General features: G+C 71.0%; 13 protein-coding genes. 10 read left to right on the top strand and 3 right to left on the bottom strand.

Annotated elements, in window-relative coordinates; genetic code table 11:
- A partial coding sequence (locus tag G3I40_RS32060; protein WP_343245081.1) for a LacI family DNA-binding transcriptional regulator occupies positions 1 to 865 on the bottom strand: 865 nt, incomplete at its 3' end.
- 294 nt (positions 866 to 1,159) lie between these two features.
- Between G3I40_RS32060 and G3I40_RS32055 the strand changes: the two genes are divergently transcribed.
- From G3I40_RS32055 to G3I40_RS32045, 3 genes are all read left to right on the top strand, one after another.
- On the top strand, positions 1,160 to 1,891 hold the full coding sequence (locus G3I40_RS32055; RefSeq protein ID WP_164306124.1) for a VIT1/CCC1 transporter family protein: 732 nt from the start codon (positions 1,160 to 1,162) through the stop codon (positions 1,889 to 1,891).
- Between the two features lie 373 nt (positions 1,892 to 2,264).
- Positions 2,265 to 6,869: a glutamate synthase large subunit gene (gltB, locus tag G3I40_RS32050; RefSeq protein ID WP_164306123.1), complete on the top strand. Its 4,605-nt coding sequence runs from the start codon at positions 2,265 to 2,267 to the stop codon at positions 6,867 to 6,869.
- On the top strand, positions 6,862 to 8,322 hold the full coding sequence (locus G3I40_RS32045) for a glutamate synthase subunit beta (protein WP_164306122.1): 1,461 nt from the start codon (positions 6,862 to 6,864) through the stop codon (positions 8,320 to 8,322). The genes gltB and G3I40_RS32045 overlap by 8 nt, the downstream gene beginning before the upstream one ends.
- 127 nt (positions 8,323 to 8,449) lie before the next feature.
- On the opposite strand, the gene G3I40_RS32040 is transcribed toward G3I40_RS32045, so the two are convergent.
- Complete coding sequence (locus G3I40_RS32040) at positions 8,450 to 9,358, bottom strand: chitosanase (RefSeq protein ID WP_239092062.1); 909 nt, start codon at positions 9,356 to 9,358, stop codon at positions 8,450 to 8,452.
- Positions 9,359 to 9,495: 137 nt separating this feature from the next.
- Here G3I40_RS32040 and G3I40_RS32035 point away from each other — a divergent pair, with 137 nt between their 5' ends.
- The 3 genes from G3I40_RS32035 to G3I40_RS32025 all read left to right on the top strand — a co-directional run bounded on the left by G3I40_RS32035 (position 9,496) and on the right by G3I40_RS32025 (position 11,570).
- Complete coding sequence (locus G3I40_RS32035) at positions 9,496 to 9,714, top strand: hypothetical protein (protein WP_164306121.1); 219 nt, start codon at positions 9,496 to 9,498, stop codon at positions 9,712 to 9,714.
- A gap of 11 nt (positions 9,715 to 9,725) precedes the next feature.
- Positions 9,726 to 10,880 (top strand): hypothetical protein, encoded by a 1,155-nt coding sequence (locus G3I40_RS32030; protein ID WP_343245080.1) that lies wholly within the window; start codon positions 9,726 to 9,728, stop codon positions 10,878 to 10,880.
- A gap of 126 nt (positions 10,881 to 11,006) precedes the next feature.
- Entirely contained in the window at positions 11,007 to 11,570 is a 564-nt protein-coding gene (locus G3I40_RS32025) for a HutD family protein (protein WP_164306120.1), read from the top strand.
- Here the strand turns inward: G3I40_RS32025 and G3I40_RS32020 are convergent.
- Positions 11,545 to 12,156, bottom strand: a complete 612-nt coding sequence (locus G3I40_RS32020) for an aldo/keto reductase (RefSeq protein WP_239092061.1) — start codon at positions 12,154 to 12,156, stop codon at positions 11,545 to 11,547. The two genes, G3I40_RS32025 and G3I40_RS32020, sit on opposite strands and share 26 nt — an antisense overlap.
- On the opposite strand from G3I40_RS32020, the gene G3I40_RS47510 reads away from it, so the two are divergent.
- The 4 genes from G3I40_RS47510 to G3I40_RS32005 all read left to right on the top strand — a co-directional run.
- The gene (locus G3I40_RS47510) at positions 12,137 to 12,352 is read left to right on the top strand and encodes a hypothetical protein (protein WP_343245079.1); all 216 of its coding nucleotides are present in this window, start codon (positions 12,137 to 12,139) and stop codon (positions 12,350 to 12,352) included. The genes G3I40_RS32020 and G3I40_RS47510 overlap by 20 nt on opposite strands.
- A gap of 131 nt (positions 12,353 to 12,483) precedes the next feature.
- A complete protein-coding gene (locus G3I40_RS32015; RefSeq protein WP_343245082.1) occupies positions 12,484 to 13,038 on the top strand; it encodes a TetR/AcrR family transcriptional regulator in 555 nt (184 codons plus the stop codon).
- Positions 13,039 to 13,181: 143 nt separating this feature from the next.
- Positions 13,182 to 13,385 (top strand): cold-shock protein, encoded by a 204-nt coding sequence (locus G3I40_RS32010; RefSeq protein WP_005318814.1) that lies wholly within the window; start codon positions 13,182 to 13,184, stop codon positions 13,383 to 13,385.
- 201 nt (positions 13,386 to 13,586) lie between these two features.
- Positions 13,587 to 14,885, top strand: a 1,299-nt coding sequence (locus G3I40_RS32005; RefSeq protein ID WP_239092063.1) for a DEAD/DEAH box helicase, incomplete at its 3' end; no start/stop codon positions are given.

The raw sequence follows: 14,885 nt of genomic DNA, 5'->3' as shown, positions 1-14,885 counted from the left end.
CGGCCTGCGCGAGCACGCTGTCGTCCATGCCCGCCACGGCGACGTCCTCGGGTATGCGCAGGGCGCGGGCGTGCAGGGCGCGCGCGGCGCCGAGGGCGAGCTGGTCGTTGGCGCAGAACACCGCGTCGGGGGCGGCGGCGAGCAGGCGGTCCGTGGCCTCGGCGCCCGACTCGATGCCGAAGTCGGTGTGCACGACGAGCGCCGGGTCGTATACGAGGCCGCAGTCGGCGAGCGCGGCCCGGTAGCCCGCCTCGCGGTTGCGGCCGGGGACCGTGTCGCAGGGGCCGTTGACGAAGGCGATCCGGCGCCGCCCGGTGTCGTGGAGATGGCGCACGGCGAGCGATGCGCCCGCGACGGAGTCGGCCCGCACGCTGTCCACGGGCACGCCGTCCGGCAGGGAGCCTATGACCACGACGGGGCCGGCCGCGGTGCGCAGCGCCTCGATGTGCTCGTCGGTGATGCGGATGGGGCAGATGATGAGGCCGTCGCTGGTGCGGTCGCCGAGGCTGCGCAGCACGGCCAGCTCGTCGTCGACGACGGCGTCCGTGGAGTGCAGCAGCAGGCGGTATCCGGCCGCCTTCGCCACGCCTTGGATGGCGCGGACCATCGCCACGTAGACCGGGTTGCCGATGTCGGGCATCGCGAAGGTGAGCTGGCGGGTGCGGCCGCCCTTGAGGGAGCGGGCCACCGCGTTCGGCACGTAGCCGAGCTCGGAGGCGGCGCGCTCGACCCGCTCGACGGTGTCGCGGCGGGCACCGAGACCGTTCAGCACCCGCGAGACGGAGGCGATCGAGACGCCCGCCCGCTCCGCGATGGAGACGATCGTGGGCTGGCCGCCCCCTGGTGACACCGCTGTCCTCGCCACCGCTCTGCCCCCTTGTGTCAGCGAAAATCCGATTGCTGTAAACGTTTCCGGGAACTGGAAACGTTTACAGATGTTGCGTTCAGGTTTCCCGGTCCGTCAACGGACCTCTCACGTGATCCATCTCACGGGTGAGGGGGAAGAGCCGTCGGGCAGTCGAGGTCAGCGGCCGCCGAGTGCGTTGCGCAGGGCGCAAAACCGCAGGTAAGTACGGCCTTCCTTGCTAGCGCGGCCGTTTTTCCGCGCGTACTTTCGAGCTCGTAGAACAGGCATCGCAGGGGAGCGGGGAACACAGGCATGGCCATCATCGAGACCGAGGCGACACTCCACGACGCGCACCGGGACAACCACACCCACCGCGATGTCAACGGGGGCTGGCTGCGCCCCGCGGTGTTCGGTGCGATGGACGGCCTCGTGTCCAACTTCGCGTTGATGGCCGGCGTCGCCGGCGGGGCCGTCTCGCAGCAGACCGTCATCATCACCGGGCTGTCGGGGCTCGCCGCGGGCGCCTTCTCCATGGCGGCCGGCGAGTACACCTCCGTCGCCTCCCAGCGGGAGCTGGTCGAGGCCGAACTCGACGTCGAGCGGCGCGAGTTGAGGAAGCACCCGGCCGACGAGGAGCGCGAGCTCGCCGAGCTGTACGCCTCGCGCGGCGTCGAACCGGACCTTGCGCGCGAGGTCGCCCGGCAGCTGTCGCGCGACCCGGAGCAGGCCCTGGAGATCCACGCCCGCGAGGAGCTCGGCATCGACCCGGGCGATCTGCCGTCACCGATGGTGGCCGCCGTCTCGTCCTTCGGCTCGTTCGCGCTGGGCGCTCTGATTCCCGTGCTGCCGTACCTGCTGGGGGCGAGCGATCTGTGGCCGGCCGTCGTGCTCGCGCTCATCGGGCTCTTCGCCTGCGGGGCCGTGGTGGCCCGGGTGACGGCGCGGTCGTGGTGGTTCAGCGGATTGCGGCAGTTGGCCCTGGGCGGCGCCGCGGCGGGTGTGACGTATCTCCTGGGCAGTCTTTTCGGAACGGCAATAGGTTGACGGTTCGCCGGTCACGGCCGGAAGATGGCTATACAAGGCCTTGCATAAGTAGTCGTTACTGGACGGTTTCGATTACTTGACCACGGGGCATGAGCCGTAAGCGCTGTGGGCAATGAGGCCCGCGGCGCACCTCCGGCTCATCGGCCCCCCGGTCATCGATCTGTCCGCCAGGGTCTCCCTCCGCCGCCACCCGCGGTGTCCGCATGTTGGAACGAAGTTTCCGGTTTCCGAGATTCGCTCCATCATGTAACCTGCACGAAATTTTGCAGCCGCATGAACTTTGCAGTAATTCAGCAGTACTTTCGCAGTACTCCGCAGAGGGCCAACGTCGTCCCTCGGCACAGCAAATGCCACGACGACGACGGGAGAGCCGATGCGTACGCCGCGCCAGCCGTCCCAGCACTCCAACAACGGCCTGAACTGGTCGCACATGGATGCTCGCCCTGCCGCCCAGGGCATGTACGACCCGCGCAACGAGCACGACGCCTGCGGCGTCGGCTTCGTGGCCACCCTCACCGGTGAGGCGAGCCACACGCTGGTCGAGCAGGCGCTCACCGTTCTGCGCAATCTGGAACACCGCGGTGCCACCGGCTCCGAGCCCGACTCGGGCGACGGAGCGGGCATCCTGTCCCAGGTTCCGGACGCCTTCCTGCGCGAGGCGGTCGACTTCGACCTGCCCGCAGCGGGTTCGTACGCCGTAGGCATCGCCTTCCTGCCGGAGGCCGACCCCGAGACCTTCGTCGCGCAGCTCGAGACGATCGCCGGCGAAGAGGGCCTGAACGTCCTCGGGTGGCGTGAGGTCCCCGTCGCCCCGCAGCTGCTGGGCGCCACCGCCCGCTCGACGATGCCGGTCTTCCGGCAGATCTTCGTCGCGGACGGCACCAACAAGGACATCGCGCTCGACCGCAAGGCGTTCGTGCTGCGCAAGCGCGCCGAGCGCGAGGCCGGCGTGTACTTCCCGTCGCTCTCCGCCCGCACCATCGTCTACAAGGGCATGCTGACCACCGGCCAGCTGGAGCCCTTCTTCCCGGACCTGTCCGACCGCCGCTTCGCGTCCGCGATCGCGCTCGTCCACTCGCGCTTCTCCACGAACACCTTCCCGTCGTGGCCGCTCGCGCACCCGTACCGCTTCGTCGCGCACAACGGTGAGATCAACACCGTCAAGGGCAACCGCAACTGGATGCGCGCCCGCGAGTCGCAGCTCGCCTCCGAGCTCTTCGGTACGGAGAAGCTGGAGCGGATCTTCCCGATCTGTACGCCGGACGCCTCGGACTCCGCGTCCTTCGACGAGGTGCTCGAACTGCTGCACCTCGGTGGACGTTCGCTTCCGCACAGCGTCCTGATGATGATCCCGGAGGCGTGGGAGAACCACGACTCCATGGACCCGGCCCGCCGGGCGTTCTACCAGTACCACGCCTCCATGATGGAGCCCTGGGACGGCCCGGCCTGCGTCACCTTCACCGACGGTGTCCAGGTGGGCGCCGTTCTCGACCGCAACGGTCTGCGCCCCGGCCGCTACTGGGTCACCGACGACGGCCTCGTCGTCCTCGGCTCCGAGGTCGGCGTCCTCGACATCGACCCCGCGAAGGTCGTCAAGAAGGGCCGGCTGCAGCCCGGCCGGATGTTCCTCGTCGACACCGCCGAGCACCGCATCATCGAGGACGACGAGATCAAGGCCGGTCTCGCCGCCGAGAAGCCCTACGGCGAGTGGCTGGAGACCGGCGAGATCGAGCTCTCCGACCTGCCCGAGCGCGAGCACATCGTGCACACGCACGCCTCCGTCACGCGCCGCCAGCAGACCTTCGGCTACACCGAGGAAGAGCTGCGCATCCTCGTCGCCCCGATGGCCAAGGCCGGCGCCGAGCCGATCGGCTCGATGGGCACCGACACCCCGATCGCGGCCCTCTCACAGCGCCCGCGTCTGCTCTTCGACTACTTCACCCAGCTGTTCGCGCAGGTCACGAACCCGCCGCTGGACGCCATCCGCGAGGAGCTCGTCACCTCGCTGCGCTCCTCGCTCGGCCCGGCCGGCAACCTGCTGGAGCCCACCGCCGCCTCCTGCCGTTCGGTCACCCTGCCCTTCCCGGTGATCGACAACGACGAGCTGGCCAAGCTCATACACATCAACGCCGACGGCGACATGCCCGGCATGAAGGCCGCGACCCTGTCCGGCCTCTACCGGGTCTCCGGCGGCGGCGACGCGCTGGCCGCCCGCATCGACGAGATCTGCACCGAGGCCGACGCCGCCATCGAGGCCGGCGCCCGCCTGATCGTGCTCTCCGACCGGCACTCCGACGCCGAGCACGCGCCGATCCCGTCGCTGCTGCTCACCGCCGCCGTCCACCACCACCTCATCCGCACGAAGCAGCGCACCCAGGTGGGTCTGCTCGTCGAGGCCGGTGACGTGCGCGAGGTCCACCACGTCGCGCTGCTGATCGGCTTCGGCGCCGCGGCCGTCAACCCGTACCTGGCCATGGAGTCGGTCGAGGACCTGGTCCGCGCCGGCACGTTCCTCGACGCCGACGAGGACGGCGGGGCCGAGCAGGCCATCCGCAACCTCATCTACGCGCTCGGCAAGGGCGTCCTGAAGGTCATGTCCAAGATGGGCATCTCGACCGTCGCCTCCTACCGCGGCGCCCAGGTCTTCGAGGCCGTCGGCCTCCAGGAGGCCTTCGTCGAGAAGTACTTCAACGGCACCGCCACCAAGATCGGCGGCGCCGGCCTCGACGTCGTCGCCGAAGAGGTCGCCGCCCGCCACGCCAAGGCGTACCCGGCGAGCGGCATCGCGCCCGCGCACCGTGCGCTGGAGATCGGCGGCGAGTACCAGTGGCGCCGCGAGGGCGAGCCGCACCTGTTCGACCCGGAGACGGTCTTCCGCCTCCAGCACGCGACGCGCTCGCGCCGCTACGACATCTTCAAGAAGTACACGGGCCGGGTGAACGAGCAGTCGGAGCGCCTGATGACGCTGCGCGGCCTGTTCGGCTTCAAGTCCGCGGACCGTCAGCCGATCCCGATCGACGAGGTCGAGCCGGTCTCCGAGATCGTCAAGCGGTTCTCGACCGGCGCCATGTCGTACGGCTCCATCTCGCGCGAGGCCCACGAGACCCTCGCCATCGCCATGAACCAGCTGGGCGGCAAGTCCAACACCGGTGAGGGCGGCGAGGACGCCGACCGGCTGTACGACCCGGCACGCCGCTCCTCCATCAAGCAGGTCGCCTCCGGCCGCTTCGGCGTGACGAGCGAGTACCTGGTCAACGCCGACGACATCCAGATCAAGATGGCCCAGGGCGCCAAGCCCGGCGAGGGCGGTCAGCTGCCCGGCCACAAGGTCTACCCGTGGGTCGCCAAGACGCGTCACTCGACGCCGGGCGTGGGCCTGATCTCCCCGCCGCCGCACCACGACATCTACTCCATCGAGGACCTGGCTCAGCTGATCCACGACCTCAAGAACGCCAACCCGCAGGCCCGCATCCACGTGAAGCTGGTCTCCGAGGTCGGCGTCGGCACGGTCGCGGCCGGTGTGTCCAAGGCGCACGCGGACGTCGTCCTGATCTCCGGCCACGACGGCGGTACGGGCGCCTCGCCGCTCACCTCGCTCAAGCACGCCGGCGGTCCCTGGGAGCTCGGCCTCGCCGAGACGCAGCAGACGCTGCTGCTCAACGGCCTGCGCGACCGCATCGTCGTGCAGACCGACGGTCAGCTGAAGACCGGCCGCGACGTCCTCATCGCCGCGCTGCTGGGCGCCGAGGAGTTCGGTTTCGCGACCGCGCCGCTCGTCGTCTCCGGCTGCGTCATGATGCGCGTCTGCCACCTGGACACCTGCCCGGTCGGCATCGCCACCCAGAACCCGACGCTGCGCGACCGGTTCTCCGGCAAGCCCGAGTTCATCGTGAACTTCTTCGAGTTCATCGCCGAAGAGGTCCGCGAGCTCCTCGCCGAGCTCGGCTTCCGCACCATCGAGGAGGCCGTCGGCCACGCCGAACTCCTCGACACCGAGCGGGCCGTGAACCACTGGAAGGCGCAGGGCCTCGACCTGGAGCCGCTCTTCTACGTTCCCGAACTGCCGGACGGCGCCGCGCGCCACCAGGTGATCACGCAGGACCACGGCCTGGAGAAGGCCCTGGACAACGAGCTGATCAAGCTCGCGGCGGACGCGCTGGCCGCGAACGACCAGGCGGACGCCCAGCCGGTGCGCGCCCAGGTCGCCATCCGCAACATCAACCGCACGGTCGGCACCATGCTGGGCCACGAGGTGACGAAGAAGTTCGGTGGCGCGGGCCTGCCCGACGACACCGTCGACATCACCTTCACCGGCTCGGCCGGCCAGTCCTTCGGCGCCTTCGTGCCGCGCGGCGTGACGCTGCGCCTGGAGGGCGACGCCAACGACTACGTCGGCAAGGGCCTGTCCGGCGGCCGGATCATCGTCCGCCCGGACCGCGGCGCCGACCACCTCGCCGAGTACTCGACGATCGCCGGCAACACCATCGCGTACGGCGCGACGGGCGGCGAGCTGTTCCTGCGCGGCCGCACCGGCGAGCGCTTCTGCGTCCGCAACTCCGGTGCCACGGTCGTCTCGGAGGGCGTGGGCGACCACGGCTGCGAGTACATGACCGGCGGCCACGCGGTCGTCCTCGGCGAGACGGGCCGCAACTTCGCGGCCGGCATGTCGGGCGGCATCGCGTACGTCATCGACCTGGACCTCCACAACGTCAACGTCACCAGCCAGGGCGCTGTCGAGCCCCTGGACGACACCGACCGGCAGTGGCTGCACGACGTGGTGCGCCGCCACGCGGAGGAGACCGGATCGACGGTGGCCGAGAAGCTGCTCGCCGAGTGGACCAGCGCCGTGGAGCGCTTCAGCAAGATCATCCCCAGTACGTACAAGGCAGTGCTCGCCGCCAAGGACGCCGCCGAGCGAGACGGTCTGACCGAGACCGAGATCACCGAGAAGATGATGGAGGCGGCGACCAATGGCTGATCCCAAGGGCTTTCTCAACCACGGGCGCGAGGTCGCCACGACCCGCCCCGTCGGCGAGCGCGTGCAGGACTGGAACGAGGTCTACGTTCCCGGCTCCCTGCTCCCCATCATCAGCAAGCAGGCCTCGCGCTGCATGGACTGCGGCATCCCGTTCTGCCACAACGGCTGCCCGCTCGGGAACCTGATCCCCGAGTGGAACGACTTCGCGTACCGCGAGGACTGGTCGGCCGCGCAGGAGCGCCTGCACGCGACGAACAACTTCCCCGAGTTCACCGGCCGGCTCTGCCCGGCCCCGTGCGAGTCGGCCTGCGTGCTCGGCATCAACCAGCCGGCCGTGACCATCAAGAACGTCGAGGTCTCGATCATCGACCAGGCGTGGGACCGGGGCGACGTCGCCCCGCAGATCCCCGAGCGCCTGTCGGGCAAGACCGTCGCCGTCATCGGCTCGGGCCCGGCCGGTCTCGCCGCCGCCCAGCAGCTGACGCGGGCCGGTCACACCGTCGCCGTCTACGAGCGCGCGGACCGCATCGGCGGCCTGCTGCGGTACGGCATCCCCGAGTTCAAGATGGAGAAGCGCCACATAAACCGCCGCATCGAGCAGATGCGCGCGGAGGGCACCAAGTTCCGCACCGGGGTGGAGGTCGGCCGCGACACCGACGCCGCCAAGCTGCGCAAGCGCTACGACGCCGTGGTCGTCGCCGCCGGCGCCACGATCTCGCGCGACCTGCCGGTCCCGGGCCGTGACCTGAACGGCATCCACTTCGCGATGGAGTACCTGCCGCTCTCCAACAAGGTGCAGGAGGGCGACTTCGTGGCGCCCCCGATCACCGCCGAGGGCAAGCACGTCGTCGTGATCGGCGGCGGCGACACCGGCGCCGACTGCGTGGGCACCGCCCACCGCCAGGGCGCCGCCTCGGTCACGCAGCTGGAGATCATGCCGCGCCCGGGCGACGAGCGGAACGCGGGTCAGCCCTGGCCGACCTTCCCCATGCTCTACAAGGTCACCTCGGCCCACGAGGAGGGCGGCGAGCGGGTCTACTCCGTCTCGACGACCCACTTCGAGGGCGACGAGGACGGCAACGTCCAGTGGCTGCACCTCACCGAGGTCGAGTTCATCGACGGCAAGCTGACGCCGAAGCCGGGCACGGAGCGCAAGATCCCCGCCCAGCTGGTGACGCTGGCCATGGGCTTCACCGGCACGGACCAGGAGAACGGCCTCGTCGCCCAGTTCGGCCTGGACCTCGACGCGCGCGGCAACATCGAGCGCGACGCCGACTTCCAGACCAACGTCCCCGGCGTCTTCGTCGCCGGTGACGCGGGCCGCGGCCAGTCGCTCATCGTGTGGGCGATCGCCGAGGGCCGCTCGGCGGCCCGCGGGGTCGACCGCTTCCTGACCGGCGTCTCGGAACTCCCGGCGCCGATCAAGCCGACGGACCGCGCCCTCATGGTGTGATCCGGTGGGGCGCCGTCACTGACGCCCCGTCAATAGACGTCCCGTACAACGGCGTACGGAACTGAGCGCGACGCCTGCCCCACTGTCCCCGACCGGACGACCGGGTGGGCGTCGCGGTGCGTTCGCGTCAGGGCGCCTTGTACGTCTCCCCGTACACCTTCCAGGTCAGCGGTGTCTTCAGCGACAGGTTCCCGTCGTAGAGGAAGCGGCGCTCGGCCGTGTCGATGCGGGAGGTGTCGATGTCGGACTTCTTCTGCTTCATGGCCTTGCGGCGCAGGTCCAGGAAGATGTCGAGGTACGCCTTCTCCCGGCCGCCCTGCGAGGGGGTGTCGGCCTCCTTCATGGCCGCCTCGCGCAGGCCGTAGAAGCCGGTGGGGCCGGTGCCCGGGCCGTGGAAGACCATCGCGTCGTAGTAGACGAACTGGCCGAGCGTGCCGAGTCCGTCGAGTTTGGCGAGGCGGACCGCCGGGTCGAAGTAGACGCGGTCGCGCTCCTCGTCCTGGGCGGCACGGAAGGCCTTCTTGCCGGCCTCCGCCTTCCAGGCCGCCGTGAAGCCGGGGTCGAGGCCCTCGTGGGACTGCGTGCCGTCGACCTTGCGCAGGGCCGGGAGGTAGCGGGCCAGGCCGTTGCCGGGGTGGTCGTCGGTGTAGCGCTCGACCAGGGTGAGCAGGTCATGGGTGCCGGTGCAGAAGCCGATGATGCCCGCGGTGTAGCCCTGGCCGTCGCCTATGTCCTCTATGTAGCCGTACTGGCCGCGCCAGTCGAGGGTGGAGTTCTCCGCGCTGGCGACGATCTGCTGCGCGAGCTCCTTCTTCTTGGGCGCCGCGAGGCCCGGCGGCAGGTCCGCGATCACCTCGTCGTCGGCCTTGCGCTCCGCGGCCGACCTGCCGTCGCCGCCGGCCGTGGAGGAGGCCGAGAGGCCGGGCAGGGCGGAGGAGCCGTCGTCCTTGCTGTCGGGGGACAGCAGGTAGACGGCCGCCGTGGCGACGGGGGCCACGGCGAGGAGCGAGAGGACCAGGCAGCCTGCGCGTTTCATGCGGGAAAGAGTAAGCGGGCGCCCGCGCGGGGTGGATGCCTGCGCCCGCTATTGACTAAAAGTCAAACGAGGGCCAGTCTCGGGCCGAGTCACCGTCCCACCGCCGCACCCACCGCCGTCACGACCCGGGAGGCCCCGTGAGCGACGCAGCACCGGCACGACTGGACCAGGAGCTCGGCGCCCAACCCCCCGCATCCTTCCGGGAGTTGACCAACGAGCAGAGCGCCGTACTCGCCGACGCGCTGCGCCGCGAGCACGACAGCCGCGCCGCGGGGCTCAACGAGGCGGCCGAGGAAGCACTCAAGCTGGTGCCCGCACTCGCGCGCGGGCCCGTCCGCCGGATTCTGTTCCGTTAGGAGACCCGACCGTGGGAGATGACCCGACCGTGGGAGAAGACCCGACCGTGGACACCGTGACCGCGGACACCTTGAAGAACCGGGCCGAAGTCCTCAAGACCGCACGGGCGCTGGGCGTCGAGCCCGAGCGGCTCGGCTTCCTCGGCGCCCTGCCCGTCGAGGAGCTGAGGGCCTTTCGCGCGCAGTGCGTCGCCGCGCTCTTCGACCGCGCACCCGACATGCTCGACCGGATCGCCGCCGCCACGAAACTCGTGCCGGCCGGGGTCGCCGCCGCGATCTCGCAGAAGGCCCTCGGGCCCCGCCTGGCCGCCGCCGTCGCCGGGCGCCTGGACCCGCAGCGCGCCGCCGACATCATCGAGAAGTTGCCCGTCGCCTTCACCGCCGAGGCCTGCGCGCACCTCGACCCGCGCCGCATCCCCGGGATCGTCGACCGGCTCGACGAGGACCTCCTGGTGCGCATCGCGGTCGAACTGGCCGCGCGTGGCGACCACGTGACGATGGGCCGGTTCGTCGGGCACCTGCGGGACTCGGCCCTCGGCCGGATCCTGCCGCAGGTCGACGACGCCGCCGTCCTGCGCACCGGGTTCCTGATCGACCGGCCCGAACGGCTCGGCCGGGTCGTCGAGTTGATGGGCGACGAACGGCTGGCCCGGGTCATCGGCTCCGCCGCCGGGGACGGACTGTGGGCGGAGGCGCTCGCCGTGGCCGGGATGGTCACCGGCGCACAGCGCGGCCGGATCGCCGAGCTCGCCGCGGACCAGTCCGAGGAGCGCCTGGAGTCGCTCGTGGGCGCCGTCGCGGAGCAGGGCCTGTGGGAGTCGCTGCTGCCGCTCGTCGCCCTGCTGGACGACGACCGGCGCCGCGCGGTGGCCGCGCTGCCCTCGCTCCGGGACGCCGAGGTGCTCGCCGCCGTGGTGCGGGCCGTGGTGGCGACCGGGCTGTGGGGCGAGTTCCTGCCGCTGGTGGACGTGCTTCCGCAGGAGTCGCGGGTCGTCGTCGCCGGGGCCGCGGGCTCCTTGCCGGAGGCCGACCTGGACGCCCTGGCCCGGGAGGTCGACAAGCAGGACCTGTGGGAACTGGTGCTGCCGCTGGTGGAGTTGATGCCGGAGGAGGGCAAGGAGCGGGTGTTCTCGTTGCCGGCGTTCCATGACGCGGGCGGCGCCTGAGCCATCGTTACGGGCCCCGCCCGCCGAAGGCGACCGCCGGCGCCGCCACCCCGTACTGCGGCGCACGACCTGGCCACACCTGAGACGGCTGGTCGGAGCGGGCCCGCCGGCGTAACCTCGGCGCTCATGATCGACACCGCCGTACGCCTGCTGCCCGCCGCCGACCGCGCCGCCGTCGCCTGGAAGAACGGCGGCGGCGTCACGCGGGAGATCGCCGGGTTCCCGCAGGGTGCGGGCATGGACACCTTCCAGTGGCGGGTCAGCCTCGCGGAGGTGGCGGCCGACGGCCCGTTCTCCGCGTTCCCCGGCGTGGAGCGCACCCTCACGATGGCCGAGGGCGACGGCATGGAACTGACCGTCGCAGGGGTCCCGCACCTCGTCGACACCCCTTACGTCCCCGGGGACTTCGCGGGCGACGTGCCCACCGACTGCCGGCTGCTCGGCGGGCCCGTCGTCAACTTCAACGTCATGTGGCGACGGGACGCCCTCCCCGTACCCCCGTCCGTGGCCGTGGTCCGCGGACGGCTGTCACTCGCGTCCCCGGCGCTCGTCGTCGCGCTCGGCACGGCCGGCGCCCGGGTCGCGGGACGGCCCCTCGGCAGGTACGACGCCGCCCACGTCACGGAAGCGTGCGAGGTGTACGCCGCAGGGCCCACCGCCGTCGTCAGCTTCCCCCGCCGAGCTGCTTGAACTGCTCCTCGGTCAGGGTGACGTCGAGCGCCGCCACGTTCTCCTCCAGGTGCGCGACGGACGTCGTACCGGGGATCGGGATCACGTTCGGGGCGCGGTGCAGCAGCCAGGCCAGGGACGTCTGGGCGGCGGTGGCGCCCACCGCACGGGCCACCTCGGCGACCGGACTGTCGGGCCCGGCGTGCCCACCCGCGGCGATCGGGAAGAACGGCAGGAACGCGATGCCGTGCGCGGCGGTGTGGTCGACGACGTCGTCGTGGTCGCGGGCGCCGAGGTTGTAGTGGTTCTGCACGCTCGCGATCGGGGCGACCTCCCGGGCCTGCCGCAACTGGTCGACGGTGACCTCGGACAGGCCGATGTGGCGGACCTTGCCCTCGTCCCGGAGCTGCCGGAGCGCGCCGATCTGGTCGGCCACCGGATAGTCGGGGTCGAGCCGGTGCAGCTGGAGCAGGTCGATCCGTTCGGTGCGCAGCCGGCGCAGGCTCAGCTCGGCCTGCTGGCGCAGGTAGGCGGGATGGCCGTGCACCACCCAGTCCTGCGAGGAGGGCCGCAGGAGGCCGACCTTGGTGGCGACCGTGCGCCGCATCCGCGCGTTCCTCGCCGCCGGCCTGCCCACCCGGGTCATCCGCGAGGTCCTGGACTGCGTGTGCGGCAGCGAGGCCGAGGTCGAGCCGTGCCTGACGCCGATGCTCCGCGACCAACTGCGGGACATCGAGGAACGCATCGAGGCCCTGGAGGGCTCGCGGGCCTCCCTCGCCGGCATCCTGGCGGTGACCCGGTGACACCCCGCACGGACCGTGACCGCACGGACCACAATGGGCGCGTGCCTACGAAGAAGACGCCCCCGGCGACGAAGAAGCCCCAGGCAGCCAAGAAGTCCCAGGCCGGCGCCTCGCCCGAGCGGCGCCGCGAGATCCTGGACACCGCCGCGGAGGTCTTCGCCGCCCAGGGCTACAACGCCACCACCGTCCGTAAGATCGCGGACCACGCGGGCATGCTCGCCGGCAGCCTCTACTACCACTTCGACTCCAAGGAATCGATGCTGGAGGAGATCCTGCGGACCTTCCTCGACGAGCTCTGGTCCGGCTACGACGCCGTCCTGGCGGCCGGGCTTGGCCCGCGCCCGACCCTGGAGGCGCTCGTCACCGAGTCCTTCCGGGAGATCGACCGGCACCGCGCCGCCGTCGCGATCTACCAGAAGGAGTCCCGGCACCTCGTCGCGCAGGACCGGTTCGACTTCCTCGCACAGTCGCAGCGCCGCTTCAAGGAGACGTGGCTGACGACGCTGGAGCGCGGGGTCGCCGACCAGGAGTTCCGCGCCGACCTCGACATCCGCCTCACCTACCGGTTCGTGCGCGACACCGTATGGGTGGCCGCGTCCTGGTACCGCCCCGGCGGGCAGCACCGTCCCGAGGAGATCGCGCGGCAGTACCTGACCATGGTGCTGGACGGGATCGCGGCACGGTGAAGGGTCATGCTACGATCGTGATGTTGCAGTTTTGGTACCCATAGACTTTATGTGCGCCTGACGGGAATGTTCCTCAGGCGCATTATTGTTTTGCCGGGGCGTTCTCGGAATGGGGGGCTGCTACCTGTTTCAAGGAGAATTTCATGGCCACCGGTACCGTTAAGTGGTTCAACTCGGAAAAGGGCTTCGGCTTCATTGAGCAGGACGGCGGCGGCGCCGACGTCTTCGCCCACTACTCGAACATCGCCACCTCGGGCTTCCGCGAGCTCCAGGAGGGCCAGAAGGTCACGTTCGACGTGACGCAGGGCCAGAAGGGCCCGCAGGCGGAGAACATCCTCCCCGCCTGATCCAGCATCACCGGGCCGGGGCCCGCACCTTCACGGTGCGGGCCCCGGCTCATGCTGTCCCCGTCCCCGGAAGAGGCATGCCGCATGGCCAGCTCAGCCCGCCCGTCCCGCCGTCGCCCCGCCCGTCCCGCAGCAGCAGGGCAGCGACGCGCCCCCGAGCAGCAGCGCAGGCAACAGCCCACGCCGCCGCGCGAGTTCACCATGCCGGAGAACACCACTCCCGCGCTGCCCCCGGTCGACGCCTTCGCCGAACTCGACATGCCCGCCGCCCTGTTGAAGACCCTCGCGGCGCAGGGCGTCACCGAGCCCTTCCCGATCCAGGCCGCGACGCTGCCCAACTCGCTGGCCGGACGTGACCTCCTCGGCCGCGGCCGCACCGGCTCCGGCAAGACCCTCGCCTTCGGGCTGTCCATGCTCGCCCGCACCGCCGGTGCCAAGGCCGAGCCCAGGACGCCGCTGGCGCTCGTCCTCGTCCCCACGCGCGAGCTCGCCCAGCAGGTCACCGACGCCCTCACCCCGTACGCCACCTCGCTCCACCTGCGGATGGCCACCGTCGTCGGCGGCATGTCGATCTCCCGGCAGGCGGGCCAGCTGCGCCGCGGTGCCGAGGTCGTCGTCGCCACCCCCGGACGCCTCAAGGACCTCATCGAGCGCGGCGACTGCGCCCTCGGACAGGTCCGGATCACCGTCCTGGACGAGGCCGACCAGATGGCCGACATGGGCTTCATGCCGCAGGTCACCGCGCTGCTCAAGCAGGTCGCGCCGGGCGGTCAGACCATGCTGTTCTCCGCGACGCTGGACCGGAACGTGGACCGGCTGGTGCGCCAGTTCCTCACCGACCCCGTCGTGCACTCGGTCGACCCGTCCGCGGGCGCCGTCACGACCATGGAGCACCACGTCCTGCACGTGCTCGACGAGACCGACAAGAAGGCCGTCACCGCGCGCATCGCCGCCCGCGAAGGCCGCGTCATCCTCTTCGTCGACACCAAGCGCTCCGCCGACCGGCTCGCCAAGCGGCTGCTGGCCAGCGGCGTGCTCGCCGCGCCGCTGCACGGCGGCCGCAGCCAGCCGCAGCGCAACCGCACCCTGGAGCAGTTCAAGGACGGCCGGGTCACTGCCCTGGTCGCCACCAACGTCGCGGCGCGCGGCATCCACGTCGACGACCTCGACCTCGTGGTGAACGTGGACCCGCCCACCGAGCACAAGGACTACCTGCACCGCGGCGGCCGCACGGCCCGCGCCGGCGAGTCCGGCAGCGTCGTCACGCTCGTGCTGCCCGAGCAGAAGCGCGACGTGCAGCGACTGATGCGCGATGCCAAGGTGCAGCCCCGTACCACCCAAGTCCGTTCCACGGACGAGGAGTTGGTGAAGATCACCGGAGCTCGTGAGCCGTCCGGGGTCGCCGTGGTCATCGCCGTTCCCGAGCCGGCCGCACCGTCGTCCGCCGCCAAGCCGCGCCGTTCGCGCCGCTCGCGCGGCGGCGGCTCCGGCAACGGTGGC

The sequence above is a fragment of the Streptomyces sp. SID14478 genome (assembly GCF_010548525.1).
Taxonomy (GTDB): Bacteria; Actinomycetota; Actinomycetes; order Streptomycetales; family Streptomycetaceae; genus Streptomyces.
This window is presented reverse-complemented; position numbering and strand designations above follow the sequence as displayed.

What these genes read in the sequence shown, in the direction of transcription:
- G3I40_RS32055 (WP_164306124.1), top strand. Translation starts at nt 1,160, where the DNA reads ATGGCCATCATCGAGACCGAGGCGACACTCCACGACGCGCACCGGGAC.
- gltB (WP_164306123.1), top strand. Translation starts at nt 2,265, where the DNA reads ATGCGTACGCCGCGCCAGCCGTCCCAGCACTCCAACAACGGCCTGAAC.
- G3I40_RS32045 (WP_164306122.1), top strand. Translation starts at nt 6,862, where the DNA reads ATGGCTGATCCCAAGGGCTTTCTCAACCACGGGCGCGAGGTCGCCACG.
- G3I40_RS32040 (WP_239092062.1), bottom strand. Translation starts at nt 9,358, where the DNA reads ATGAAACGCGCAGGCTGCCTGGTCCTCTCGCTCCTCGCCGTGGCCCCC.
- G3I40_RS32025 (WP_164306120.1), top strand. Translation starts at nt 11,007, where the DNA reads ATGATCGACACCGCCGTACGCCTGCTGCCCGCCGCCGACCGCGCCGCC.
- G3I40_RS32020 (WP_239092061.1), bottom strand. Translation starts at nt 12,156, where the DNA reads ATGCGGCGCACGGTCGCCACCAAGGTCGGCCTCCTGCGGCCCTCCTCG.
- G3I40_RS32010 (WP_005318814.1), top strand. Translation starts at nt 13,182, where the DNA reads ATGGCCACCGGTACCGTTAAGTGGTTCAACTCGGAAAAGGGCTTCGGC.